General features: G+C 74.1%; 26 protein-coding genes and 1 pseudogene. 13 read left to right on the forward strand and 14 right to left on the reverse strand.

Translation table 11 applies throughout. The features are described 5' to 3' along the window. Positions 1-59: 59 nt before the first annotated feature. Positions 60-470, forward strand: a complete 411-nt coding sequence (locus tag MUU72_RS04325) for a hypothetical protein (protein WP_248011750.1) — start codon at positions 60-62, stop codon at positions 468-470. 133 nt (positions 471-603) lie between these two features. Here the strand turns inward: MUU72_RS04325 and MUU72_RS04330 are convergent, their stop codons facing one another. Continuing rightward, positions 604-1,731 (reverse strand): NADH:flavin oxidoreductase, encoded by a 1,128-nt coding sequence (locus MUU72_RS04330; protein ID WP_248011751.1) that lies wholly within the window; start codon positions 1,729-1,731, stop codon positions 604-606. A gap of 399 nt (positions 1,732-2,130) precedes the next feature. Here MUU72_RS04330 and lspA point away from each other — a divergent pair, with 399 nt between their 5' ends. Continuing rightward, positions 2,131-2,706, forward strand: coding sequence for a signal peptidase II (gene lspA, locus MUU72_RS04335; protein WP_372502985.1), 576 nt, complete (start codon positions 2,131-2,133; stop codon positions 2,704-2,706). On the opposite strand, the gene MUU72_RS04340 is transcribed toward lspA, so the two are convergent. Then, the gene (locus MUU72_RS04340) at positions 2,703-3,686 is read right to left on the reverse strand and encodes a BtrH N-terminal domain-containing protein (RefSeq protein ID WP_248011752.1); all 984 of its coding nucleotides are present in this window, start codon (positions 3,684-3,686) and stop codon (positions 2,703-2,705) included. The two genes, lspA and MUU72_RS04340, sit on opposite strands and share 4 nt — an antisense overlap. A gap of 55 nt (positions 3,687-3,741) precedes the next feature. Next, positions 3,742-4,140, reverse strand: coding sequence for a spore germination protein GerW family protein (locus tag MUU72_RS04345; RefSeq protein ID WP_248011753.1), 399 nt, complete (start codon positions 4,138-4,140; stop codon positions 3,742-3,744). A 440-nt stretch (positions 4,141-4,580) separates the two neighbouring features. Between MUU72_RS04345 and MUU72_RS04350 the strand changes: the two genes are divergently transcribed. Next, positions 4,581-6,185, forward strand: a complete 1,605-nt coding sequence (locus tag MUU72_RS04350) for an ABC-F family ATP-binding cassette domain-containing protein (RefSeq protein WP_248011754.1) — start codon at positions 4,581-4,583, stop codon at positions 6,183-6,185. A gap of 76 nt (positions 6,186-6,261) precedes the next feature. Here MUU72_RS04350 and MUU72_RS04355 read toward each other — a convergent pair whose 3' ends face one another. Continuing rightward, the gene (locus tag MUU72_RS04355; RefSeq protein ID WP_248011755.1) at positions 6,262-6,531 is read right to left on the reverse strand and encodes a hypothetical protein; all 270 of its coding nucleotides are present in this window, start codon (positions 6,529-6,531) and stop codon (positions 6,262-6,264) included. 349 nt (positions 6,532-6,880) lie between these two features. Then, positions 6,881-7,324: a MarR family winged helix-turn-helix transcriptional regulator gene (locus tag MUU72_RS04360; protein ID WP_248011756.1), complete on the reverse strand. Its 444-nt coding sequence runs from the start codon at positions 7,322-7,324 to the stop codon at positions 6,881-6,883. 164 nt (positions 7,325-7,488) lie between these two features. Between MUU72_RS04360 and MUU72_RS04365 the strand changes: the two genes are divergently transcribed. From MUU72_RS04365 to MUU72_RS04390, 6 genes are all read left to right on the forward strand, one after another. Beyond that, positions 7,489-8,523, forward strand: a complete 1,035-nt coding sequence (locus tag MUU72_RS04365; protein ID WP_248011757.1) for an SMP-30/gluconolactonase/LRE family protein — start codon at positions 7,489-7,491, stop codon at positions 8,521-8,523. A 132-nt stretch (positions 8,524-8,655) separates the two neighbouring features. After that, a complete protein-coding gene (locus MUU72_RS04370) occupies positions 8,656-8,988 on the forward strand; it encodes an ArsR/SmtB family transcription factor (RefSeq protein ID WP_248011758.1) in 333 nt (110 codons plus the stop codon). A 34-nt stretch (positions 8,989-9,022) separates the two neighbouring features. Then, positions 9,023-9,748 carry an NAD(P)H-dependent oxidoreductase gene (locus tag MUU72_RS04375; RefSeq protein ID WP_248011759.1) on the forward strand — a complete coding sequence of 242 codons (726 nt, stop codon included), beginning with the start codon at positions 9,023-9,025 and terminating at the stop codon, positions 9,746-9,748. A gap of 227 nt (positions 9,749-9,975) precedes the next feature. Continuing rightward, positions 9,976-11,160, forward strand: coding sequence for an FAD-dependent monooxygenase (locus tag MUU72_RS04380; RefSeq protein WP_248011760.1), 1,185 nt, complete (start codon positions 9,976-9,978; stop codon positions 11,158-11,160). Positions 11,161-11,390: 230 nt separating this feature from the next. Further along, positions 11,391-11,735, forward strand: coding sequence for an SCO0607 family lipoprotein (locus tag MUU72_RS04385; RefSeq protein WP_248011761.1), 345 nt, complete (start codon positions 11,391-11,393; stop codon positions 11,733-11,735). Positions 11,736-11,909: 174 nt separating this feature from the next. After that, positions 11,910-12,842 (forward strand): D-alanyl-D-alanine carboxypeptidase family protein, encoded by a 933-nt coding sequence (locus MUU72_RS04390; RefSeq protein WP_248011762.1) that lies wholly within the window; start codon positions 11,910-11,912, stop codon positions 12,840-12,842. A gap of 67 nt (positions 12,843-12,909) precedes the next feature. On the opposite strand, the gene MUU72_RS04395 is transcribed toward MUU72_RS04390, so the two are convergent. Both MUU72_RS04395 and MUU72_RS04400 read right to left on the reverse strand, forming a co-directional pair. Beyond that, a complete protein-coding gene (locus tag MUU72_RS04395; protein WP_248011763.1) occupies positions 12,910-15,576 on the reverse strand; it encodes an NACHT domain-containing protein in 2,667 nt (888 codons plus the stop codon). A 182-nt stretch (positions 15,577-15,758) separates the two neighbouring features. Next, positions 15,759-16,130 (reverse strand): VOC family protein, encoded by a 372-nt coding sequence (locus tag MUU72_RS04400; protein WP_248011764.1) that lies wholly within the window; start codon positions 16,128-16,130, stop codon positions 15,759-15,761. A gap of 81 nt (positions 16,131-16,211) precedes the next feature. Between MUU72_RS04400 and MUU72_RS04405 the strand changes: the two genes are divergently transcribed. Then, complete coding sequence (locus MUU72_RS04405; protein WP_248011765.1) at positions 16,212-16,673, forward strand: MarR family winged helix-turn-helix transcriptional regulator; 462 nt, start codon at positions 16,212-16,214, stop codon at positions 16,671-16,673. Positions 16,674-16,688: 15 nt separating this feature from the next. Here the strand turns inward: MUU72_RS04405 and MUU72_RS04410 are convergent, their stop codons facing one another. The 7 genes and pseudogenes from MUU72_RS04410 to MUU72_RS04445 form a co-directional block, all read right to left on the reverse strand. Next, positions 16,689-16,919 (reverse strand): lasso peptide biosynthesis B2 protein, encoded by a 231-nt coding sequence (locus tag MUU72_RS04410; RefSeq protein WP_372502979.1) that lies wholly within the window; start codon positions 16,917-16,919, stop codon positions 16,689-16,691. A 77-nt stretch (positions 16,920-16,996) separates the two neighbouring features. Continuing rightward, the gene (locus MUU72_RS04415) at positions 16,997-18,859 is read right to left on the reverse strand and encodes an asparagine synthase-related protein (RefSeq protein ID WP_248011766.1); all 1,863 of its coding nucleotides are present in this window, start codon (positions 18,857-18,859) and stop codon (positions 16,997-16,999) included. After that, entirely contained in the window at positions 18,850-18,990 is a 141-nt protein-coding gene (locus MUU72_RS04420; RefSeq protein ID WP_248011767.1) for a lasso RiPP family leader peptide-containing protein, read from the reverse strand. The genes MUU72_RS04415 and MUU72_RS04420 overlap by 10 nt, the downstream gene beginning before the upstream one ends. A 151-nt stretch (positions 18,991-19,141) precedes the next feature. Next, positions 19,142-19,900, reverse strand: coding sequence for an SAM-dependent methyltransferase (locus MUU72_RS04425; protein ID WP_248011768.1), 759 nt, complete (start codon positions 19,898-19,900; stop codon positions 19,142-19,144). A gap of 148 nt (positions 19,901-20,048) precedes the next feature. Continuing rightward, positions 20,049-20,156 (reverse strand): annotated as a pseudogene (locus tag MUU72_RS04430) (4-hydroxy-2-oxovalerate aldolase family protein); the annotation flags it as partial. Between the two features lie 357 nt (positions 20,157-20,513). Beyond that, the gene (locus MUU72_RS04440; RefSeq protein ID WP_248011769.1) at positions 20,514-20,702 is read right to left on the reverse strand and encodes a hypothetical protein; all 189 of its coding nucleotides are present in this window, start codon (positions 20,700-20,702) and stop codon (positions 20,514-20,516) included. 149 nt (positions 20,703-20,851) lie between these two features. Beyond that, entirely contained in the window at positions 20,852-21,949 is a 1,098-nt protein-coding gene (locus tag MUU72_RS04445) for a PP2C family protein-serine/threonine phosphatase (RefSeq protein WP_248011770.1), read from the reverse strand. Between the two features lie 235 nt (positions 21,950-22,184). Between MUU72_RS04445 and MUU72_RS04450 the strand changes: the two genes are divergently transcribed. Genes MUU72_RS04450 through MUU72_RS35175 form a run of 3 tightly spaced genes read left to right on the forward strand, consistent with a single transcriptional unit; the run spans position 22,185 to position 25,001 of the window. Next, positions 22,185-22,880 (forward strand): alpha/beta fold hydrolase, encoded by a 696-nt coding sequence (locus tag MUU72_RS04450; RefSeq protein WP_248011771.1) that lies wholly within the window; start codon positions 22,185-22,187, stop codon positions 22,878-22,880. A gap of 59 nt (positions 22,881-22,939) precedes the next feature. After that, complete coding sequence (locus MUU72_RS04455; RefSeq protein WP_248011772.1) at positions 22,940-23,503, forward strand: ArsR/SmtB family transcription factor; 564 nt, start codon at positions 22,940-22,942, stop codon at positions 23,501-23,503. A 40-nt stretch (positions 23,504-23,543) separates the two neighbouring features. Further along, the gene (locus tag MUU72_RS35175) at positions 23,544-25,001 is read left to right on the forward strand and encodes an alpha/beta hydrolase family protein (RefSeq protein WP_308403774.1); all 1,458 of its coding nucleotides are present in this window, start codon (positions 23,544-23,546) and stop codon (positions 24,999-25,001) included. The last annotated feature ends 17 nt before the right edge of the window (positions 25,002-25,018 follow it).

Genomic DNA, 25,018 nt, shown 5'->3' on the forward strand with positions numbered 1-25,018 from the left:
TGTGTCCCTCCTGCACCCCTCGGGCACGCCCGGCCAGGCGCTGTGGCAGGGTGGCGCCCATGAAGGGAAGACGGGGGATGTCCAAGAAGGCCGGGGCGGGCGTACTCCTGCTGGGGGTGGCGGCCGCGGTGGTGGCCGGGGTGCACGACGAGCGCCGGGCGCAGGCCAGGGAAGAGGGGCGGGCATGGGCCGCGTCGTACTACCCGAAGGCGCGTGCCGAGATCGCCGCCGAGGAGCGGCGGCGCCGCGTGCAGGAGCAGACGGCCTGGCGGGAGCGGCACAGGCAGGCCGGTTGCGGCGCGCAGCCGCAGAGCCGGTGGTGCCTGCCGGCCGACCACGTACCCCGTCTGGTCGTCCGCGCCTACGCCCTGACCGCGTGCGACGGGATGGCCGAGCGGAAGCACCCGGGGTGGTACGCGGCGGACTGGCGGCGGGGGTGCGAGGAGCGCAGGGGCAACGCGCGCCGGTAGGGGGCGGGTTGGGGTTGCCGAGGGGCCGGCGGCCGGGCGCCCGGCGGAGCGTGCCGCAGGGGGCGTGGGTCCCCCCCCCCCCCCGCGGCACGGGCTCCGCCGTCGGCACAGGCTGCGCCGTCGGCGCCGGGTGCTAGCTCAGCGTCCTCAGCGCCGCCGCGTCGTACGGCTTGAGCTCGTCGAAGCGGCCCCCCAGGACCTTCGCCGCCCACTCCGGGTCCTGGAGCAGGGCCCGGCCGACGGCGACCAGGTCGAACTCGTCGCGCTCCAGGCGGTCGAGGAGGTTGTCGATGCTCCGGACCGGGGACCCCTCGCCCTTGAACGCGCTGAGGAAGTCCCCGTCGAGGCCGACCGAGCCGACGGTGATGGCGGGCTTGCCGGTGAGCTTCTTCGTCCAGCCCGCGAGGTTGAGGTCCGAGTCGTCGAACTCCGGGAGCCAGTAGCGCCGGGTGGAGGCGTGGAAGGCGTCGACGCCGGCCTCGGCGAGCGGGGTCAGGATCGCCGCCAGTTCGTCCGGGGTCTCGGCGAGCCTGGCGTCGTAGACCTCCTGCTTCCACTGCGAGTAGCGGAAGATCACCGGGAAGCCGGGGGAGACGGCAGCGCGGACCGCGGCCACGATCTCGGCCGCGAACGTGGTGCGGGCCACGGGATCGCCCCCGTAGGCGTCGGTGCGCCGGTTCGTCCCCGCCCACAGGAACTGGTCGATGAGGTAGCCGTGCGCGCCGTGCAGTTCGACGCCGTCGAAGCCGATGCGTTCGGCGTCCGCGGCGGCAGTGGCGAAGGCGGCGATGACGTCGTCCAGGTCGCGCCGGGTCATCGCCTTGCCGGTGCCCTCGGTGCCGTCCACGCGGATGCCGGACGGGCCGACGGCCGGGGCGTCGGGGAAGGGCGGTTCGCCCTGCTTGCGGACCATGCCGATGTGCCACAGCTGCGGCACGATCGTGCCGCCCGCCGCGTGCACGGCCTCGGCGACCTTCGCCCACCCCGCCAGCTGCTCCGCGCCGTGGAACCGCGGCACCCGGTCGTGCTGCCCGGCCGAGTCGTGGCCGACGTAGGTCCCCTCGGTGACGATCAGGCCCACGCCCGCGCCGGCGCGCCGGGCGTAGTACGACCGCACGTCGTCCCCGGGCACGCCGCCCGGGGAGAACATCCGGGTCATGGGCGCCATCACGATGCGGTTCGGGACGGTCAGGCCGTTCAGCTCGACGGGCCGGGAAAGGATCTCGGCCGCGCGGGAGGCGGCGGACGCGGCGACGGACACGGGGGGCTCCTCGTGGGTACCAGGGGGCGGTGCGTGCGCACCGGATGTGTGTACGCGCCAACCGTTCCGCCCGCCGCGGCATTCCTCCCGCCCGGCGCCCCGCGTTGTGATCCCGGACACGTACGGGGAGGGCGTGGCGCGGCCCGTCAGGTGACCCGCCCGGGGGAGACCGCGCGGGCCACGTCGGCGCGTGCGGCTGCCCGCTGGGCCGCGGCCGCCCGCTCGGTGGCCTCGCGCACGTGTCGCCGCCGGCACCGGCCGGTCAAGTGCGCCCGCCGAGCCGCGGGCGCACGGCACCCGCGGACCCACCGCACCGGGTGGGAACGTTTCGGCACAGCCGCGCCGTGCGGTGCCGTAACGTCCTCCTGTCAGGGCGACGTTACGGCACCAGCGGAGCGGATCATCACTACCGACAAGGTCACCCAGGACCAGCCCGAGGAAGCGGCAACGACAGCGGCGCCGGCCGACGGACGGCGCACGCCGAAGCAGCGCCGCCTGGTGGCACTGCTCGCGGCGGCGGTCCTCGCCTACGGGCTGGACCTCGGCAGCAAACTTCTGGTCGTCTCCCGGTTGGAAGGCCGGGAGCCCGTCGGCATCCTGGGCCGGACGCTGACGTTCCAGGTGATCCGCAACTCGGGTGCCGCCTTCAGCATGGGCGAGGCGTTCACCGCCGTCTTCACGGCCATCGCGGTCGCGGTCGTCGTGGTCATCGTGCGGGTGGCGCGCAAGCTCCGCAGCCTCCCGTGGGCCCTCGCGCTCGGCCTGCTGCTGGGCGGCGCGCTCGGCAACCTCACCGACCGGCTCTTCCGGTCGCCCGGCGTCTTCCGCGGCCACGTCGTCGACTTCATCTCCGTCGAGCACTTCGCGGTGTTCAACCTCGCCGACTCCGCCATCGTCTGCGGCGGCATCCTGGCGGTGCTGCTGTCCTTCCTGGGCCGCGCCCTGGACGGCACGTCCCCGAAGGACCCGGGCTAGAGCAGGCTGAGTGCCTGCATCGCCTCGTGTTCGATGCGCGAGAGCTCCTGGAGGAGGGAGCCGGCCCGTGCGAGGTTCTCCGCGTCGCCGGATTCCCCTGCCGCCGCGATGAGGGCGGCCACCTGCGTCCAGAGGGTGGCGGCCTCGGTGTACAGGCGGTGGCCGGTGCGCAGGTGGCTGCCGCCGATCAGCTCGGCGCACTCGGCGAGGAAGTCCCGGTAGAGATTGCGGAACAGGGCGCCGCCGGTGCCGGCCCGCTCCATGAGGGCGGCGGCCCGTGGCAGGTCCTCCCGCGGATTGCCGCTGCGCCGCAGCCACTTCGGCACCTGCGTGGCGGTCTTCTCGATACCCCGGTGGCCCAGGTTCGCGATGGGCGGGCGCAAGAAGGCGTCGGCGCAGGACGTGATCGCGGGGACGATCCGCTCCTGCGGCGGCCTCATGCCACGGGGCACGGTGACGGTGAACGAGCGGTGCCTGGCGGTCATGGGGCCGCGCTCGGCCCTGGCCCTGGCCAGGCTGGCCCGACTGGTGGTGACGGCGCCGCCCTGCTGGTCGGTGTCCACCAGGTAGGCGTCCTGTTCGTCGTAGCCGTACATGGCCACGACGTGGCCGCCGAAGTGCACCTTGGTGCTGAAGTACTCCAGGTGGTAGCTGTCGAGTTGGAGGGCGACCGGCCGGCCGGCGTCGAGGGGTGCTGCGACGTTCTGCCACGCCTTGCGTGGGGAAGCGGTCTCCTGGACCGAGAGATCGAGCCCGAGCGTGGCGGCCAGGTTCCTGGTGAGCTCGAACGGCTTGACCCGGCCTCCCAGGAAGGGAAAGTCCATGCTTTTGCTGTCCCAGTACAGGAAGGACAGCCCGGACCCCAGCCCGAACAGCATGGGCTCGGACACGTCGAGTCCCTCGTGCCGCAGCAGCACGCCCAGCGCCGTCGTCTCGCAGTGCTGCATACCGCGGGCCTCGACGTCTTTCACCACGGGCATCCCGCGCATTCTCCTTCTCTCACCTGACGGTGACGCCGCAGCCGGGTGTACCGGATTACCGAGTCGCTCGGCGCTGGGCGAGGCGGCGCACGAGCAGGGGGACGACGGTTCCTGCCAGGAGGGCGGCGAGCGGTACGGCGACGTTCGTCCACGGGGCCCGGAGGGGTTTGTAGGTGGCGGTGCCGTCCTTGATCTCGATGTAGCCGCGGGGCCGGGCGCCGCCGCCCCCTGCTCCGCCGGTGGGGGCGGCTCCGGTTCCGGGGTCCACGCCCCCGGCGAACCCGAAGCCGATCTCGGCGACCGGAATGACCGTGATGCCGTCGCCGGTGACGGGTTCACCGAAGACGGCCGACACCGAGGCCCGGGCACCGAGCCGTTGGGCCAGCCCTTCCCTCAAGGGTGCGGCCGCGTCAGTCTGCGGGACGGGCTGGTCAGGCGTGTTCGAGCCGGTCATCGAATGCCTCCGGGGTGGCGGGTGCGGCGGTACCGAGGATAGAGGGTGCCTGGCAGGGGACGCATCCGGATCGGTTGCGTAGGGCAGGGAGTCGGACAGGCCGCGGCTGCCCGCGAAACCCCTGACGACGAAGACTGGTTGACGCGCCGCCGGGCGGCGGCAAGCGCGGCTGGGTGAACCAGCGCTGCCGGTCTCGACCAGGTGCGAACGGGCCGCCAGGCACCCGTGCCAGGCACCCTGCCGCAGCGACAGGCCGCCGAAGCGGCCCCCGACGGACACCACCGTCCAGCCGCCCCGGCCATGGGGGAACATGCCGCGCCTCGACACCCCACCCCCGGCATCGGTTACCGTTGTCGGCATGTCTACGCCCCGAGTTTCCTAGCTGAGGACCCGCTTCCACGCCAGAAGTGTGTCCTTTTGCTTTCTCGGAGCGTTACTTCATGATTACCGTTCGTGGTGCCGAGCTGCGTGCGGGCGCCCGCCTGCTGCTCTCCGGCATCTCCTTCACCGTGTCCCCCGGCGACCGCATCGGCCTGGTCGGCCGCAACGGCGCGGGCAAGACCACCCTCCTCACGGCCCTGGCCGGACAGGCGCGGCCCGCCGCCGGCGCGATCACCCGGAGCGGCCCGGTCGGATTCCTGGCCCAGGACTCCCGGGCCGCCGACCCCTCCGCGACCGCCCTGGACCGGATCCTGTCCGCCCGCGGCCTGGACAGCGCCCTGCGCACCCTGCGCCGGGCCGAGGCGGCGATGGCCGCCGCGGCCGGGCCGGCGGCGCTCCAGCGGGCGATGGACGCCTACGCCCGCGCGGAGACCGCGTTCCAGGCAGGTGGCGGCTACGCGGCCGAGGCCGAGGCGGCCCGCGTCGCCGACGGACTGGGCCTGCCCCGGCGGGTGCTGGGCGAGCCCGTCGGCGCCCTGTCCGGCGGACAGAAGCGCCGGGTGGAACTCGCCCGCATCCTGTTCTCCGGGCACGACGGCACCCTGCTGCTCGACGAGCCGACCAACCACCTGGACGTCGACTCGCTCGCCTGGCTGCGCACGTTCCTCCTCAACCACCAGGGCGGCCTGATGGTGATCAGCCACGACACGTCCCTGCTCGCGGCCGTCGCCAACCGGGTCTTCCACCTGGACCCCACCCGGGCGACGATCGACATCCACAACACCGGCTGGGCCACGTACCTGGCCCAGCGGGAGGCGGACCGGCGGCGCCGCGAGCGGGAGCGGGCCAACGCCGAACGCAAGGCCGCCGCCCTGCACGCCCAGGCGGACAAGATGAAGGCCCGCTCCGCCACCGCGGTCATGGCCAAGAGCATGGCCCGGCGGGCCGACCGGATGCTGGCCGAACTCGAACCGGCCCGGCGCACCGAGAAGACCGCGAAGATCCGGCTGCCCGAACCGGCACCGTGCGGCCGCATGCCGCTCGGAGCGGTCAGCCTGGCCAAGTCCTACGGTGACCACCGGGTCCTGAACGGCGTGGACCTGGCCGTCGAGCGCGGCAGCCGCCTGGTGATCCTCGGACTCAACGGTACGGGCAAGACCACCCTGCTGCGACTCCTCGCCGGTGCCGAACGGCCCGACGCCGGGCGGGTGGTGCACGGTCAGGGGCTGCGCCTGGGCTACTTCGCCCAGGAACACGACACCCTCGCGCCCGGCCGCACGGTCCGGCAGAACCTGGCCGATGCCGCGCCGCACCTGACCGACGGCGAAGTGCGGCGGGTGCTGGGCGCGTTCCTGTTCTCCGGCGACGACGCGGACAAACGGGCGGAGGTCCTGTCCGGTGGCGAGAAGACCCGCCTGGCCCTGGCCGGCCTGGTCCACTCCGGCGCCAACGTCCTGCTGCTGGACGAGCCGACCAACAACCTCGACCCGGCGTCCCGCGACGAGGTACTGGCCGCGGTCGGCGCGTACCCCGGCGCGATGGTGATGGTCACCCACGACGAGGGCGCCCTCGATGCCCTGCGCCCCGACCGCGTCCTGCTCCTGCCGGACGCCGACGAGGACCTGTGGAGCGAGGACTACCGCGACCTGGTCGCCCTCGCCTGAGGGGTGTCCCCCTGCCCGCCCCGGCCGGGACGGCGGCCTTCCCGCCGTCCCGGCCGGGCGCGCGGCCGGCCGCCGGTCAATCGTTCGTCGGGTGTCCCTTGATGGCTTGGCCGATGGTCGCTTCGCTGAGGTGGAGGGTGCGGGCGAGGGTGGTCTTGTGGATGCCGTGGTCGTGGGCGGCGGAGATGGCGCGGTTGCGACGGGCGACGTGGCCCTTGCGCCGGTGCTCGCCGGCGATGGTGTGCTGGAGGAGTCGTGCCCAGGTGAGATAGGCGAGAGCTTTGCAGCGGCGGAGCGATGGGGTCAGGTCCCCGGGGCGGGGTGCGGATGAGGTGGTGCCGGCCAACGGTCCCCCTGCGGTGTGCTGTCCGGTGTGGAGCCCCATACCGTGACGGGTCTGTGGAAAGCGCCGCAAGAGCGCGAAATCGCCGCCCGCTTCCGCCGCCCGCGGCCGCCGGTGCCGGCCGTACCGGTCGCGGCGGTGTCGGCGGCCGCTGACCGGCGCCCCGAGGTCGTCGGTCCGCCCGGGGCGACCCCGCCGGCTTCGCGCCGCGGGCGCGGCGAGCCCCCGCCTCCCCGTTCGAACGGCGCGCACGGAAGCGACCGATCCTCGGCTCCGCCGCTCCGGGACCGGGCGTCGCCGGGCCCGCGGGTGGCCCCGGCAGCGCCCGGCCTTCCGCTCGGTGGGTTGCCGGTCAGCCCGACCGCACGGAATCCAGCAGTGTGATGCACCGGTCGAGCAGGCCGACCAGGGTTGCCCGTTCCTCGTCGGTGAACTCGGCGGCCAGTGCGCGTTCCACCCGTACGGCCCGGGCGTCGGCGTTCTCCATCACGGCGCGGCCCTCGTCGGTCAGGCGGATCTCCAGGACGTTCCGGTGCCATTCGTGCGGGGTGCGCTGGATGAGGCCGCGCTCCTGGAGGTTCTTGAGCACCGTGTTCATGGTGGGGGGCGTCACCCCGCACGCCCGGGCCAGCGCCGCGGCCGAGATACCGGGGCGCTCGGCGCTGTGCAGCAGGGCCGCGTACTGCGGAACCGTCAGGCCGGCCGGCTTCAGCGCCGCGTTCTTGGCGCCGTTGAGGGCCTGCTCGGCGCGCTTGAGGGAGGATCCGAGGCGCTCGGACACGGGCATGGACGTCATCCCCGCATCGTATCGGCCGTATAGCAGAGAAGACCTCGACCAGCAATGTGGATCCATATGAGGGTTAGTTTATTGACGAAGGTTAGATGTCTAATCTATGTTCGTGTGCATCCAAGCGCCTGGCGGGTCGTCCGCGGGCGCTCGCAACGGGGGAGGACCCGCCCATGTCCCAAGCACTCACGCGTCGCACGCTGGCTTCGGCCGCCCTGGCCCTGGTGGCCGCCGTCGTACCGCCGACCGCCACCGCCGGCGCCCGGCCCCTGGACGCCTCCTCGGCCGGACAGCCCGCCCGGCACGACCTCCGGGCTCCGGTGCGGACCGCCTACGACCTGCCCGGCGAGGGCGTCTACCCGGAGGGCATCGCCGCCGACCCGCGCACCGGCGACCTCTACATCGGTTCGTACGCGACCGGTGCCGTCTACAAGGCGACGCCCGGGCAGCGCGCCGCGCGGATCTTCCTGCCGTCCGGCGCCGACGGGCGCACCACCGCCAACGGCCTGAAGGTCGACCGCGCCGGACGGTTGTGGGTCATCGACTCGACGGCCGGCGTCGCCGTCTACGACCTGCGCGACCGCAGGCTGATCGCCCGTTTCGACGTGCCGAAGGGCGCCTCCTCGTTCGTGAACGACCTGGCGATCACCCCCGACGGCAGCGCGTACCTGACCGACAGCTACCGCGGCGTCCTCTACCGCGTCACACCGGCCCGACTGGCCCGGGCGGCCGCGCACGGCGGACGGGGCGAGCTGACCACGGCCTACGACCTGACCCGCGTCCTGCCGCCGGTCCCGGCCGGCGGCGTCACGCTCAACGGCATCGCGGCCGACCCCGCCGGCCGCTACCTGCTCACCGTCGACATGACGGCAGGCACCCTCTACCGCGTCGACCTGGCATCCGGCGCGCTGCGGCAAGTCGCCCTGCACGGCGGGGACATGGAGCACGGGGACGGCCTGGAGATGCGGGGCGGCACCCTCTGGGTGGTCCACAACGTCACCAACACCCTCAGTCGGTGGGCGGTCGGCGACGACGGCCGGTCCGCCCGCAAGGAGCGCGCCCTTACCGACCCGGCCCTCCAGATCCCGACCACGATGGTGCACAGCGGCGGGCGGCTGCTCGTGGTCCGCTCCCAGTTCGACAAGGGGGGTCCGATGGGGTCCGGGACGCCGCAGCCGTTCACGGTGGCGGAGGTGGACGGGATCTGAGCGGGGCGCCGGGGCGTCCGGGGGCGGGGCCGGGGGCGGCTGTCCGGCCCGCCCTCCCGGCTCGCCGTCCGGCCGCGGTCCGTATCGGGATACCGTGGTGGGAGGAGTGTCGTACGGCGAGGAAGGTGGCTCATGGTGACGGCGGCGGAGTCCGGGGCGGACGATCTGGTCGAGGTGTTCAAGGCCCTTGGCAATCCGGCCCGTTTGCAGATCATGCAGTGGCTGAGGGAGCCCGACCGGCACTTCGGCGACTACGAGCCGATCGCGGACCGCCGGTCGGTCGGGGTGTGCGTCACCCACATCCAGGCCAAGTCGGGGCTCGCGCAGTCCACCGTCTCCAGCTACATGAGCACGCTCGAACGGGCGGGCCTGGTGCGTTCCACCCGGGTCGGCAAGTGGACCCACTACCGCCGCGACGCGGAGCGGCTGGCTCAGGTGGCGCGGGCGATCGGCACCACCATCTGATTGACACATCGCAATACGTCGATACGATTGGGCCATGTCGACCTTCGATGCTGTTCCCACCGCCCTGATCGTTCACGCCCACCCCGAGCCCCAGTCGTTCAGCACCGCACAGATGACCACCGCGGCCCAGGCGCTGCGCGACGCCGGCTACCGGGTCGACGTCATCGACCTCTACTCCGAGGGCTGGGCCCCGGTCCTCGACCGTGCCGAATTCGGTCCGGTGGAAGGCCACTTCAAGCCGCAGGCCGAACAGCGGCGCGCGGTCGGGGACGGGACGCTCGACGCGGTCGTCCAGGACCACCTCGCCCGGCTGCTCGCCGCCGACCTGCTCGTCCTGTCGTTCCCGCTGTGGTGGTTCTCGGTGCCCGCCATCCTCAAGGGGTGGGTGGACCGGGTCTTCGTGATGGGCGGCGTCTTCGGCGGGGACTACGGCCTCTTCGGGGACGCGGCGCTCGCCGGGAAGCGGGCGATGCTGCTGTTCACCACCGGCGGGCCCGGTGAGTCGTTCCGGCCCGGCGGGGCCCTCGGCTCGATGGACGACTTCCTGTTCCCCATCCACCGCGGCATGCTGGAATTCGTCGGCTACGACGTCCTCGCCCCCGTGATCACCTACGGCCCGGCCCACCTGGCCGACGCGGAGCGGGCAGCGGCGCTGGAGGCGGTCAGGGAAGCCGTCGCACGCGCCGCGGCGGAGGCGCTGCCGACGGACGCCCGGCCGACGGACGCCCGGCCGGCGGAGGCGCTGCCGGTGGCGCGCTGACGCCGGAGGGGCGCACCGGTCAACTTCTCCGCGGATCCGGCCCGTTGCCCGCCGGCGCGCCGGGTGCGTCGCCGGTGGACGCGCTGGTCGGCGCTGCCGAGCGGCCCCCGCCTCCGACGGTGTCCCGGCCGCCCGGCCGACCGGGACACCTCAGGCATCCGGGGAACCTCGGTCCGGGCGTTTCGCGTCCAACTCGGCAGGTGTCACCGATGCGGAGGAACCCCCACATGAAGAACGCGAACGTCCTGATCTCCGGTGCCAGTATCGCCGGCCCGTCCCTGGCCTACTGGCTGAGCCGCTACGGGTTCCAGGTCACCGTGGTGGAGCGGGCTCCCGGGCTGCGCCCCGGTGGCCAGGCGATCGATGTGCGGGGGCCGGCGCTGGACGTCGCCGAGCGCATGGGCATCCTGTCCGCGCTCCGCGAACTGGCCACCGGCATCCGCGGGGTGTCGGTGGTCGACGCATCCGGGCAGGAGCTGTACCGCAGCACCGAGCACACGTTCACCGGCGGACAGATCGACAACCCCGACGTCGAGGTCATGCGCGACGACCTGTGCCACCTCCTCCACCAGGCCATCGACGGCACGGTGGACTACCTGTTCAACGAGTCCATCACCGCCCTCACCCAGGACGACCAGGGGGTGCACGTCACCTTCGAACGCAGCGCCCCCCGCACGTTCGATCTCGTCGTGGGCGCCGACGGACTCCACTCCACCGTGCGCAAGCTCGCCTTCGGCCCGGAATCCGAATACCTCCACCACCTCGGCAGCTACATCGGACTGTTCACCGCCCCCAACTTCCTCAACCTCGACTACTGGCAGACCTACCACCAGAGCGGCGACCTGGGCGGCATCATCATGAGCGCCCGGGACAACCGCGAGTGCCGGGTCTACCTGGGCTTCCAGCAGGAAGAGCCGCTGGAGTACGACTACCGCGACACCGACGCGCAGAAGCGCCTGCTGGCCGAGCGCTACGCCGGCGCGGGCTGGGAATTCCCCCGCGTGCTGAAGTACATGTGGGACGCCTCCGACTTCCACTTCGACTCCATGAGCCAGATCCGGATGGACGGGTGGTCGCGCGGGCGCGTGGTGCTGCTCGGCGATGCGGGCTACTGCGGTTCGCCCATGACGGGCCAGGGCACGAGCCTGGCGCTGATCGGCGCCTACGTCCTGGCCGGCGAGCTGAAGGCGGCGCACGGCGACCACCGCGCGGCGTTCGCCGCCTACGAGGAGGAACTGCGGGAGCACGTCCGGGGTACCCAGCAGTTCGCCCTGGACAACAAGGCCCGCCGGGAGGAGGCCATGGCCGCTGCCGCCGGCCAGGACGAGACGGAGGCGGCCCAGGCCCTCGGCGAAAGGGACATGCAGGACTTCTACGCATTCATCAACTCCCTCACGCTGAAGGACTACTGAGCGACCCCTGAGCGCCGTGCGGCCCGCGGCCCTCTCCTGCGGGGACGCCGGGGCGGCCCCACCATTCGGCCACGCCCGAACGGCGTACCCGCGCCCGCGGACTCCCGCGGTGCCGCGGCGGACGGGACGCGGCCGGGGAGGCAGAGATCGGCGCTCCCGGGGCAGGCTTCCGGAGAGGGGCGGCGTCAGCGGGACGCCGCGCCCAACGGCCCTGAAGGAGGCTTCCCTTGATGCGCATCCGTCCCGGACGCCGCCACGCGCCGACCGCCCGGGCCGCCGGACCCGTGGGCCTGCGGACGGTGCCGGTGCTGGTCGCCGCCGGCGCCGCGGCGGCCGCGGTGCTGAGCGGCTGCTCCGTGCGCGACGCCGTCTGCGGCAACGACGCGTACCCGGTCCAGGCGGTGGGCAGCAGCGGCAGCGCGTGCGTCCCCAAGGACCAGGACCCGCCGGCCGGCTACGTCCGCTACCCCGCGGGCAAGGAGCCCCGGCACGTCGACGACAAGTGGTACACGTTCTGGAACAGCCACACGATCGACAAGCACGGCAACATCGTGAAGACCTCGGGTGCCGGATAGCGCCCGCGCGCCCGGGCCGCGATCCGGTGCGGGCCCGTGCGTGACGCGGCGGCAGCGGGCCTGCGGCAAAGGTGAGTTGTCCGCGTCATCGGCGGCGGGGAACCGCCGTCCATGACGTTAGATGTATAGGGCAATGTCCTTACGGACGTCCTCACGCACACGGAGCGTTTCTCCTTGACTGCCTCAACACTGACCAGGCGCGCCGCCGTCGCCGTCGCCGGCGGCGCGCTGCTCGCGCTCTCCCCGCTGACCGCGCAGGCCGTGCAGGCCGCGACCCCCGCCCAGCCGGCGCCGGTGGTCGCCGCCAAGGGCGCCGCCCTGGTGGACGACGCGAGCGGCCGGACCCTCTTCGGCAAGGACGCCGACGCCGTCCGCCCGATCGCCAGCACGGCGAAGATCATGGCCGCGTCCGTGGTGCTGGACACCGCGGACGTCGACCTGGAGCGCCAGGTCCCCGTCCAGCAGGCGTACCGGGACTACGTCACCGCCCACGGGTCCAGCACCGCCGACCTCCAGACCGGCGACAAGGTCACCGTCCGCCAGCTGCTGTACGCGACCCTGCTGCCCTCCGGCGCGGACGCCGCGTACGCCCTGGCCGACACCTTCGGCACCGGCGCCACCCCCACCGAACGCACCACGTCGTTCATCGCGAAGATGAACACGAAGGCCGACGAACTCCACCTGCCGCACACGGAGTTCACCTCCTTCGACGGCGGGGGCTCCGACTCCAGCACGCCCACCGAACTGGCGGAGCTGGCCCGCTACGCCATGAAGAACGACACCTTCCGCACCATCGTCAAGACCAAGCAGTACAAGGGGGAGGCGCCCGCCGCCAACGGCCGCACCCGCTACTACACCTGGAACAACACCAACCAGCTGCTCGGCTCGTACGACGGCGTGATCGGCATCAAGACCGGGACGACCACCCCGGCGGGCGACTGCCTGGTCTTCGCGGCCACCCGTGGCGACAAGACCCTCGTCGGCACCGTGCTGAACAGCGCCGACCGGTACGCCGACGCGGCGAAGCTCCTGGACTACGGGTTCGGCGCGGACACCGCGAAGAGCATGAAGCTGCGCGCGCTTCCCCACGGCGCCCAGCGCGACTGACCGGGCAGGCGGCGGGCGTGGAGCACGGCCCTCGCGCGGCCGTGCTCCGCGTCCCCGGCCCGCGCCGCTACCGCGCCGTCGGCTCGGACGCGTCGTCCTCCGCGAGGGTGATGCGGACGGTCTCCGGGATGGTGCGGAGGTCGAGCGGGTGCGGTGGTTTGGGCAGGACGAGGGTGCGGAGGTGGGGGAAGCGGGCGAGCCAGTTCATCCCGCGGAAGACCGAGGTGTAGCCCTCGCGCAGCCACAGGTGGGTGAGTCGTTGCGGTGGGATGTGCGTGGCGAGGTCGGTCGGGTGGTGGGAGCCGAGGATCTGGATGCGGGCCCGGCCGCCCATCGCGGCCAGTGCGGTGAGGTGGTCCAGGCTCGCGGCGGTGAAGTAGAGCCCGCCGTCCTCCGGGAGGTGGGAGATGACCTCCTCGGCGTAGGCGGCGGAGTCGAACCGGTGCCAGGACCAGGCGAGTTGACGGCGCACGGCCAGTGAAGGGTGCGTCCGGAAGGACGCCAGGTAGGCGATGGCGGCGTGGGAGGCCAGCCGGGTCGCGGTGATCACGCACGCCTCCGCCTGCGCCTCGTCGAGCCCCTCCGGACCCGGCAGCACCGACACCACGTTCGGGCCGCCGTACTCGGCCAGGCGGCGGGCGGCGGCGGGATTGCCGGGCGGCAGCAGGTCGTGGGCGAGCGCCAGGATGGACCGCTGGAGGGCGGAGTCCACCTCGGGGGCGTGGTCCAGGCACGAACGCGCCAGGAGGACGCGGCGCAGGGGGAGTCTGCGCCGGCCCTTCGGGTCCGCGGGGGGCGTCACCCGGGCGCGGTGGAAGGTGAGCTGGGGCCGGCCGGGAGCCGTCTCCTCGTCGGGCAGCTCGTCGCCGAGCACGGGGACCAGCCCGCGCAGGATGCGGGCCCGTTCGTCGGGCCGGCCGTGCGCCACGGCCATGCGGATGACGTCCTCCCACTGGGAGTTGTCGGCGTTGTCCTGGAGCCAGGGGAAGTCGCGGGCCTCGACGATGGCCTTGGCCGCCAGGTAGTCCTGGAAGGTGCGGTGGACGAAGTCGACCGTGTCGGCCGTGGGCTGCCGCAGCACCCCGCCGCGGTCCAGCAGATAGCGCAGTACGGTCTCCGCGTCCGCGTCGATGTGGGTCATCGACGGCAGGTGCTGGGCGAGCACGGCGAGTGCGTCCTCCCGGTCCATCTCCGACCGGTCGTTGCGGACCATCCAGTGGGCGATGCGCTGTAGCAGCGCGATCTGCGGTTCCCGGCCGATCCGCAGGTCGCCCCGCTGGTGCATACCGCGTTCGATGTCGCGGCGTTCCAGCAGCATGGCCAGGGCGGCGTCGTACAGCTCCTTGCGGTCCTCGGGCAGGAAGCCGCGGCGTTCGCGGTGCAGGGCGCACAACAGGCCGCACATCAGCGGGTTGACGGCGAGGTGCCCGAGGTCCGGCTTGGTGCGGATGACCGTCAGGAGGGCCTCCGCGGACTCGCTCCCGGCCTGCGCCGCGGTGTGCCACCGGCGGACGAACGCGGCGATGTCCCGCTCCGACATGGGCATCAGGGACAGCTCGGCGAAGGTGTCGGACCGGAGCCAGTCGTCCTGTACCGCGGAGGGCCGCGTCGTGACCAGCCAGAGGTTCTTCGGGAAGGCGGCGAGGAGCCGGTGCAGCCACTGCCGCGCCGACTCCCGCATGTCGTGCGGGACTTCGTCCACCCCGTCGACCAGCACCAGCCCGCGGCCGGCCGTGAGGACCCGTTCCGCCCAGCCGTCGGGCCCGGTGAGCGGGAAGGCGACCGAGGACAGGAACTCCGCCGGGCGGGGGAGTGCCTGGCGGGCGATGGTCCGCAGGGGCAGGACGAACGGCACCCGGCCGCGCAGCGCGCCCAGTTCGTCCGGCAACTCCTCGCGGGCGGTGGCCACCGCCAGCCACTGGAGCAGCGTGGTCTTGCCGGACCCCGCCAGACCGCGCAGCAGCACCCGGTCCCGCCCGACCAGGATGCGCTCGGTGGGGACGGGCACCGCCGGACCCTGCCTGGTCTCGGCCTCCAGGGAGATGTACGCGGTGTTGAGCTGCCACTCGCGGGCGTGGTGCAGGTCCAGTCCGTAGATCGTCAACTCGCTGTGCCGCCGGACGAGGTGCTTCGCGTACTCCTTCTCGAACGCGGCGTCCTGGGCGTCGAGGCTGGGTACGCGGTGCAGCAGCGTCGACATGTCGGACTGGAGGCGCCCCTGCCGCCGGGTCTGCTCCACCAGCGTGCGGGCCACGAACGTGGAGCGCTGGGTGAAGAAGTGGAGGATGTGCCGGCACGCCGCGTGCAGCACGGCGTCGTGCAGGACCGCGGCGCTCTCCGACAGGAACAGGAACGTGCCGGGCGGCACCGCCTGCTTCAGGCGCTGCGCGAGGTGTTCCTCGCCCAGTTCGACCGCCTGGACGTCGTCCATGTCGAGATCGCCCAGTGCGTGCAGGGTCAGGGCCAGGGCGTGCGCGGTGGCGGCCTCCTCGTGCGCGGGGAGCCGGTCGGTCTCCGGCAGCGGCTCGACCACGCGCCGCACCAGCTCGGCCGCCAGCTTGTGCAGCGCCCGCTCGTCGAGGCTCTTCTTCTCGCCGCGGAAGGACAGCCACCCCGCTATCCGCACCGGACGCTCGACGAGCCCCGCGCCGGGGCCTTCGGCGACGAGCAGCTTGCGCACCAGCGGTGTGAGCGCGGCCGACCCCAGCCGCGTCCCGATGGCCGACAGATCCATCCTGGCCGTCCCTCCCCTGTGCGCGGCGCCGGGCGACCGACCCGGCGCGCCGACCGTGCGCTTCGAGTATGTCGGATCCCGGTGGTGGCGGGGCCCGATCGGAGGCGGGGGCCGGCAGCCCGCGGAGGTTCCTCTCCCGGACCCGATCCGGCCGCCCGCCGGCCGGATCGGACCGGCCGCGGTCAGCCTCCGTGGACGGTGAGCCGGTAGCCCTCGGGGCCGAGGAAGCTGAACGTCGGCCCGAAGGGGCTCTCCCGGAGCGGGCTGAGGACCGGCACCCCCGCCTCGGTGAGCTGCTGGTGGAGCTGGGCGGCGTCGTCGGTGCGCAGCCACAGCGCCACGCCCAGGCCCGGGGTGGCGTCGCCGTCCAGGTCGGTGCCGGGCAGCGGCTCGCGCACCGCGAACGGGATCGGGCCGGTGGCGAACACCACGGCGCCGGGCGGGGAGGCGGGGGCGCGGCGCAGGCCGAGGTGCTCCTCGAAGAAGGCCGCGGCGGCCGGCACGTCCTTGACCTGGAGCGCGAGGAAATCGGGGCCGGCGACGGTTGCGGGCATGGTGGTCCTCCTGGATGTGATGTCAGAGTTTTGACATGGAGGACGGTAGGAGCGATCCCCGCCCTATGTCAAAATGCTGACATGGAAGACCGGATCCCCGTACCCCCGCCGCACCCCGCCCACGACGTCACCGAGCACGTCGGATACCGCCTCAAGCGCGCCTCCGCGGCCCTGCGCGGCGCCATGGACAAGGCGCTGCGCGAGCACGGCCTGACCGTCCCGCAGTACTCCTGCCTGGAACTCCTCGACGCGCAGCCCGGCCTGTCCAACGCCGACCTGGCCCGCGGCACCTTCGTCACCCGCCAGTCCGCCAACGTCGTGCTGCGCGGCCTCAAGGAGGCCGGCCTGATCACCCGCCCGGCGTCCGCCGACCACGGCCGCGTGCTGCCGGTGCACCTCACGCCCGCCGGCCAGGAGCGCCTGCACGCCGCGCGCACCGCGGTCTACGCCCTCGAGAAGCGCATGGTCGAGGCCGTCCCGGAACGGCGCCTGACCGCGCTGCTCACCGACCTCGACGCCATGACCGAGGCCCTCGGCGGATGACCGCCGCGCCGCGCGTCACGGGGCGGGAGTGCGCGGAACGGTGAGGACGGGGCGGTAGGAGGCGGTGCCGGGCGGCCCGCCGACCTGCCGGCCCTCGGCCTCGACCCAGGCATGCGCACTGAACGGCGGCGTCCGCACGCCGGTGCACCAGGTCGGCCAGACACCCCGCAACCGGCACAACAGGGCCGTGGCCAGGGACCGTTGGAGGCAGTACCGGCCCGCGCACACGGTGCTGACGGCGGTCACGCGCGTTCAGCTGCCAGTAGCGGCCGCGGCGGCCGTCGAGCAGGACCATACCGTCCGCGGTGTCGCAGGCGGTCACGTCACGGCACAGGGCCACAGTCGCGGGGGTGCTCCTTGAGGTGGTCCGGCAGGGGATGGGCCTCGACGTCGCGCAGCCAGGCTTCGGCGGCCAGGAGCGCCTCCACGGCGGGACCGCAGGCGGCCGGCACCGTCCCCGGACTCAGCCAGGCACGGCGCAGCGCACCGCGGTCGGCCAGTCCGGCGGCGGCCAGGCGCGAGGAGTCGGCCCAGGCGGCCAGCACCGGCTGCTGCGCCTTCATCCCGGCATGCCACTCGGCGCTCGCGTCGCCCTTCGTCGTCCGGTCCAGCAGCGGGTCCGGCACGATGCCGCGCATCGCCGCGGCCAGCAGCGGTTTGTAGCTCCACGGGCTCAGCGCCTCCTGCGGCCGCACGCGCAGGCACGCCTCGAAGACGGCGTCGTCGCAGAACGGCATCTCCAGCCCCATCCCGCACTGCTCGTAGGTGACGGCGACCCGCCCGGCCTGCTGCATCTGGTAGATCCACCGGTGCGTCCCGCGGGTGTCCGCCAGCGGCGGCACGTCCGCGGCCGCCGCGCGCAGGAGCTCCGCCGTCGCCTGCCGGGCCTGCTCGGTGGCCCACGGAGTGGGCGTCATCGCCGGGCCCCAGCCCAGGTCGGGCGCGCCGGCCGCCACCCGTCCCCGGGCCAGGAGCGCCGCCCGGCCCGCGAGCCAGGCACCGTGCCCCCGGCGGTCGGCCAGGCAGCGGGCCGTGGCGCCGCGGGGCCAGCGCTCCAGGGCGGCGAACGCGGCGACCCGGCGGAGGGCGGTCGCGGGCCGGTGGCGTACCAGGTCGTGCAGATGGCACTCCGGCGGCAGGACGGCATGGTCCCCGCCCTGCCCGCACAGCCGCCGCCCCGCCCCGTGCTCGGCCAGCACCGCACGGATCCGCCGCTGCTGGGCGAAGTCCCGCCGCTTCGGCGTGGGCTCGTCGTCCGGCTCGCCGCCGTCGGCCAGCCCCGTCAGACAGGGGTCCAGGTCCGCGATGCGGAAGGGCAGCCGTGTGGTGCCCCGGGGCAGCAGGGCCGCGGCCGACCGGGCGTAACCGGCGTCCTCATCGGCCGGATCGCTCGACTCCAGCGTCGCGGTGACCAGGTGGGCGCCGGTCTCGGCGGCGAGGAAGCACAGGGAGGTCGAATCCATCCCACCGGACAGATCCGCGCCCCACACCTGCCCGGGACGCGCCCGCACGGCGACCGCCTCCCGGAGGGCCTGCCGCAACCCGGCCGCTCCCTCGGCCAACGGCAGCTCCTGCGGCGGCGCCTGCCACCACGGGCGTTCCTCCGCACGGCCGGAGCGGTCGAGCCGGACGGCATGCTGCGGCGGTACCGCACGCACCCGCCGGAACACCGCCGCCCCGTCCAGGGGAAAGGGGGTCGATTCCCGGCAGGTGATGCGGGCGGCCACCTGTGCCGGGTCGACGTCGCCGCCGGTCAGCCAGGCCAGGGTCCGGGCGCGGTCGGCGACGACGTCCGCCCCGCCCACCGCGGCGCGGTAGAGCCGCCGGGCCCCCGAAGCGGCGCCGCGCGCGTAGACCGCCCCCCGGACGGACGCCAGCAGGTGGAAGCACCCCGCCACACCCCGCGCGAGGTCCTCCGCCCCCGCCGCCGTGCGCACCCTGTCGGCCCGCAGGCGCAGTTCCGCACGGCTCGCCCGGCAGGTGCCGAGCAGGGCCAGGCGGACCGGTCCGGCCTGGGCGATCCGTGCCCGGTCCGCGTCCCAGCAGCCGATCAGCCAGGGGCGGCCGGACTCGTGCGGGACGACGTGGCAGGCCGCGCCGCGCAACCGGCGGAGTGCGGCGAGCGCCGCGTCGCAGTCCGGCAGGACCACGAACCAGCGCTCGCCGCACCGGGGGATCACCCCCACCTGTGGAAGCCGGACCAGCCGTCCCAGCGGTGGCCGCGGAACCCCTCGGTCTTCTCGGTGAACCCGCCGGCCTCCTCCAGCACCGGCGGTTCGTAGACCTCGGCCTGCTCGATCTCGCTCTCCTCGCGCACAGTTCCTCCCCCCTCTTTCGCCGACTCCATGAGTCTGTGCGAAATCGGGATGCCCGCGCGACAACCTGACACACGGTACTTAGCTCGTGTGAGTTAATAAATGGGACGATATTATGGGGAATTCCCGCCAGGTCCGTCCCGTGGATTCCTTTCAGGGCTTTGCCGTGCGGAAGCGGTCGGGGGTCGGGCGCAGTACCAACGAGACGAACCCCCAGGTGTCGCGGTAGACGCGGAGCCATTCGGTACGGCGGGTGGTGGCCGTCTCCAGCGCCTCCCGGCTGTCCGGGTCGGCGGGATTGTCCAGGGCCCAGGAGGCCAGCGAACCCCAGCAGGCCCATTCATAGGCGTCCAGTTCACGGCGGGTGCTCACATGGCCGTCGACGGGGGTCCAACCATCGGCGACGACGCGGTCGAGGGTGGTCGCGAGGTCGGTGAAGTCGCCGAGCATCTCGATGGCTTCCGGGGACGGCGGGCGTTCCCAGAAGCCGTCACCGATCAGGACGCGCCCGCCGGGGGCCAGGTGCCGGCGGGCGGCGGCGAGGGTGGGGAGCAGACCGCCGAAGGCGTGCGCGGCCCCGAAACTGAGGACCACGTCGAACGGTTCGGCGGAGACGAAGTCCGCGGCCGGCAGCCGGTGCAGGACGAGGCGGTCCGCGACGCCGAGGCCGGCCGCCGCATGACGGGCCTGGGCCAGGGCGGCCGCGGAGACGTCCACGCCCTCGGCGTGCACGTGCGGCCGGGTGGCCAGGGCGCGCAGCAGCCACTCCGCCGTACCGCAGCCGAGGTCGAGGACGCGCTCGTCGCCGCGGGGGAGACCACGGTCCAGCAGGCGGCGGACGGACGCGTCGTCCAGCGGGGACTTGATGGGGTGCCCGGCGTGCGCGATCTCGGATGTCTTCTCACGATGCATCCGGGCAGCTTGGCACCGGCACGGGATGTGCGCACCCGCTTTTCACCGGCCTGGCGGAGCCGGCGGCGCGGCCCGGTCCCGACGGCCGCACTGTCGCGTTGCGGGTCGGGGCGGGGTGCGGTGCCGGTCGGGCGCCGGGTGCCGGGGCCGCCGCGGCGGCCAGGTCGAGCGCGACGTCGGTGATCATGTCCTGCTGGCCGCCGACCAGCGCGCGCCGGCCGACCTCGACCAGGACCGAGCGGGTGTCCAGCCCGTGGCCGAAGTCGTCCTCGGTGAACCGGAAGCCGGCGTGCGGGCCGCGCAGCGCCGCCGCGAGCACCGGCCGGTCCTTCAACTGCCCGGCGTCGTCCGCGAGCCCGCCGCCGACCGCGGTCAGCGCCGCGCCCAGCGCGTAGGACTCCACCAGCAGCACCGCCCGGGTGGCGCGCTGCATCTCCCAGCCGCCGTCCACCAGCACGCGCAGCACCGCGTCCAGGCCGGTGAGCGAGGTCGCGGCGCGCACCGGACGCCGCATCACCGGGCCACCCTCGCCGGCACCCGTAGCACCCTCGCGGCACGGGGGGCCGTCGAGGCCGCCCGAACCCGGCCGCGCGCCCCGGTGCCGCGGATCCGCCTACCGGAGCCAGGGGTTGGTGCGCGCGGCCGCCGCGGCCGTGCGGGGGGCGGGGGAGAGGTGGGCGGCGGCCACCGCGCTGGTGAGCCGGGCGGCCCGGGCCGCGTGGAACGGCGCCGCCTCTTCCTCCTCGCTCCCCGCCGAACCGCCCACCGCGATGTCCTCCGGCGTGGTGCCGTGTTCTGCCATGCTCCTCGAACCCTTTCCGACAAGCGTTTTCGCCGGCCCATATCGTGCAGCGCCCGGCGGTACGGTGAGCTGGAAATCGGTTAAGTTCCCCCCGACGGGTTGCCGGGCGGCGGATTGCCGGACGGGTGCCGGGTCGCCCGCCGGCCCGGTCACCGGCCGGGGCCGGTCCGGGTCAGGGCCAGGACCGCCATGTCGTCGTCCCGCGGCCCGCCGGTCCAGCGTTCGACATCGCGCACGAGGGCGTCGATGACCTGGTCCGGCCCCCGGAAGGGGCCCCGGCCGGCGAGCCGGCCGGCCGGTTCGTAGAAGGCCCCGGTGCGGTCCCGGGCCTCGGTCACGCCATCGGTCACCAGCAGGAGCGTGCTGCCCGGCGGCAGGGCCCGGCTCTCGGGCTCCGCCTGCGGTGCGCCGAGGCCGCTCATACCGAGCGGGAGCCCGGGCTCGTCCGGATCCAGTACCGACACCGCGGTGCCGTGGAGGAGGTAGGGGGAGGGGTGCCCGCAGTTCATCAGCCGCACCCGCTCGCCGTCCGGCGGGATCTCGCCGAGCAGCGCCGTGACGAAGCCCTCCATCCGGGCCTCCTCCTCGCGCAGCGCGGCCTCCTTGAGCAGCGCCCGCTCCAGCTTCCCGGCCAGCGCGGCGAGGTCGGGAGCCTGGTCCGCCTCCACCCGGAATGTGCCGAGCAGCACCGCCACCACCCCGACCGCGCCCATCCCCTTGCCCCGCACGTCCGCGATCAGCAGCCGCGTCCCGTACGGCGTGTCCTGGACCGCGTAGGCGTCGCCACCGATCAACGCCTCGATCTGCGCGGCCTTGTAGACCGCGGCGACGGCCAGCGGGCCGACCCGCGCCGGCGGCTGCGGCACCACCGCCCGCTGGGCCGCCTCGGCGACGGACCGCACCCGCTCCAGACGGCGTCCGTGGCGGGCCACCACCCGGTTCACGCCGATGGCGATGAGCGTGGTGAACGCCAGGTTGGCCAGTTCGATGGCCGTGGCGGAGACATTGCCGAGGTAACCGCCCGCGTACAGCAGCCCCGTCTCGACCAGGATGATGGCCACCCCGATCGCGATCGTGTGCCACAGCGGCAGCAGCGCCCCGGCCGCCGTGACGGCGGCGACCAGCAGGTAGTCGCCCCAGTACTCACGCGGCGAGACCAGGTTCCACAGCGTCCCGCCCGCGAGCATGGCGGCCGGCAGGAACGAGACGTACCGGGGCCACGGCGTGGCGGACGAGCCCATCAGCATCCCCGATCCCGCATCCGGCCCACCAGCGACGGACACGCACGAAAACCGTCGAAAACCGCCGAGAACTGACGAACAGTGATCGTAGGGGGTGGTCCCGGAGCAGGGCGCGCGCACCGCCGGGCCCCCGCGCGATCAGCCACCGGTGGGCGCGCGGCGGTGCCCGGGCCTGCCGCCCCCGCGTTCGCCGTCAGCCAACCCCGCCGCGGCGCCCGTGCCGCGCCCTCAGGATGCCGGTATGAAACCCACATTCGTCCTCGTCCACAGCCCCTCGGTGGGCCCGCTGACCTGGCAGCCGGTCGCCGAACGCCTCGGCGCCGCCGGGTACCGGGTGCGGGTGCCGTCCCTGCTGCACGTGGGCCGGGGTGCGCCGCCCTTCTGGCCCCGGGTCGTGAGCGCGGTCCGCGACGACCTCGCGCCGGTACCGGCGGACAGCCCCCTCGTGCTCGTCGTGCACAGCAACGCGGGCCTGTTCCTGCCCACCCTGCGCACAGGCATCGACCACCCGGTGGCCGCCTCGGTCTTCGTGGACGCAGCCCTGCCCGCCCGGCGCGGACCGACCCCCGTCGCACCGCCCGAACTCCTGGAATTCCTCCGCCCGATGGCCGTGCACGGCCGACTGCCCCGCTGGACCGACTGGTGGGACGAGGCGGACGTGGCGCCCATGTTCTCCGACCCCGCGCTGCGGCAGCGGGTCGTCGCCGAGCAGCCCAGGCTGCCGTTGTCCTACTACGAGCAGCGCATCCCCGTCCCCGACGCCTGGGAGGACCACCCCTGCTCCTACCTGCTGTTCGGCCCGCCGTACGAGGAGGCCGCCGCCGAGGCGCGCGACCGCGGCTGGCGCGTCGGGCACCTGCCCGGCGCCCACCTGCACCAGATCGTCGATCCGGACGGCACGGCCCGGCATCTGGTCGAACTCGCCGGGGAGTCCTGAGGGAAAGCGAGTTGCAAAGAGCCCTTGCAAGGGCTCTTTGCAACCTCTAGTCTGCCGCCATGGCCGAACGACCGCCCGTGCAGGAGATCACCGACGTCGAAGCGCTGCGCGTCCTCGCGCACCCGATGCGGCAGCGGATCGAGAAGTGCCTGCGCGAGGGCCCCGCCAACTCGGCCGCGCTCGCCCGGCAGCTGGGGGAGAGCACCGGTCTCGTCAGCTACCACCTGCGGCAACTGGCCAAGCACGGCTTCGTGGAAGAGGTCCCCGAGCTGGCCAAGGGGCGGGAGCGGTGGTGGCGGCCGGTGCCCGCCGACCGGCGGTACCCGCCGTACAGCCGCCAGACGCCCGAGATGCGGGAAGCCCTGACGGAGCTGCACCGGCTGAACTTCGCCGAACTCATCGACCAGGCACGCCGCTTCGAGGAAGCCCGCGACGCGCTCGGCCCCTGGGCCGACGCGGCGCTCTTCTCCCGGGCCACGCTGCGGCTCAACCCCGCGCAGCTCCAGGAGTTCTTCGAGGAGTACCTCGCGCTCGTCTACCGCTTCACCCTGCCGGAGGACGAGGCCGCACCCGGTGCGCGCCGCGTGTTCGTCCGCCTGCTGGGCCTGCCCGAGACCGACTGACCGGGCCGGTCCGGTCCGCCAGCGAAAGGAGCCGCACGCCGTGCCGCTCGCCCTCACCCCGCCCGTCCCCCTCATATCCCTGCCCCGCGTGCGCCGGGCCGCCCTCCGCGCCCTGGCCGTCGCCTGGGCGGCCCTCCTCGTCCTGTGCTGCGCCCCCGGAGCACGTGCGGACGCGAAGGACGGCGGCCCGGTCCGGGCGGACGTCTCCTTCCGCGGCGCCGGCGGCCTGCTGCTGCACGGCACGGTCTACTCCGCGCCGGGCGCCCGGGCACCCCAGCCGGGCCTCGTGCTCGTCGGCGGCTCGGGCGCGGGCCCCCGGCAGGAGTACCAGCAGGAGGCCGAGGCGTTCGCCCGCGCCGGGATCGCCACGCTCGTCTACGACAAGCGGACCGTCGGCTACTCCCGTACGCACCGCGACTTCGGCCTGCTGGCCGACGACGCGCTGGCCGCGGTGCGCCTGCTGCGCGAGCGGCAGGGCGTCGATCCGCACCACGTCGGCCTGTGGGGATTCAGCGAGGGCGGCTGGGTGGCACCGCTGGCCGCGTCCCGCTCCTCCGAGGTCGCCTTCCTGGTCACCGTCGCCGCGTCCGGCCACCCCCCGCTGCGTACCCAGGCGTGGAACCTCACCACCCAGCTGCGGCACCGCGGAGTGGCCGGCTCCCTCAACGGTGCGGTCGCCGGCCCGGCGGCCCAACTCCTGGACGCCGCCGGCCTGTTCCCGGCGGCGGACCACGACCCGCTGCCGGTCCTCCACCGGCTGCACCGCACCCCGGTCCTCGCGCTGTGGGGCGCGTACGACATGCAGGTGCCGCCCCGGGAGAGCGCGGAAATCTTCCACGACGCGCTGGCCCGGGCCGGCAACCGGCACGCCGTCATCCGCTTCCTGCCCGGGGCGGCGCACAACGGCCACCGGACCTCGGACGGCTTCGACCGCATCGGCGGCCCCCTCTACCACGGCCACCCGCTGGGCGAACTGGCCCCCGGCTACGCCCGGACCGTGACCTCCTGGGTCCGGGCCGTCTCCGCCGGCCACGCCCCCGCGTCCAGCACGGCCCCCGCTCCCGCCCAGTCCGCCCTCAGCACCCCCGTTCCCCGCAACCACGCCTGGGCGGTGTGGCTCGTCCCCGCCCTGCTCCTCCTCGGCTTCGCCGCCTACCCCCTGACCGCCGTCCTGCGCCGGGGCCCGGCGGTGCGCCCCGCCCGCTGGACGGCCTGCCTGGGCCTGCTCACCGTGCTGGGCACGGTCCTGTACCCGCTGGCGGTCTTCATCGCCGGGGACGGCGCCGCGGCCCCCCTCGTGGGGTCGCGCCCGGTGGTGTGGCTGGCGGTGCAGGCACTGGCGCTCGGCCTGCTCGCCGCCGCCGGTGTCACCGCGGCCACCGCCTGGCGGCGGCGCGGGACCTGGGGCAGGGCCACCTGGCTCCGACTGGCGCCCCTGGCCCTCGCCTCCGCGGCGTTCGTCCCGTGGGGGATCTGGTGGGGCGTCCTGCGCCCGTAACCCCCTCAACCGCGGTG

Source organism: Streptomyces rhizoryzae (assembly GCF_023155275.1).
Lineage (GTDB): Bacteria > Actinomycetota > Actinomycetes > Streptomycetales > Streptomycetaceae > Streptomyces > Streptomyces rhizoryzae.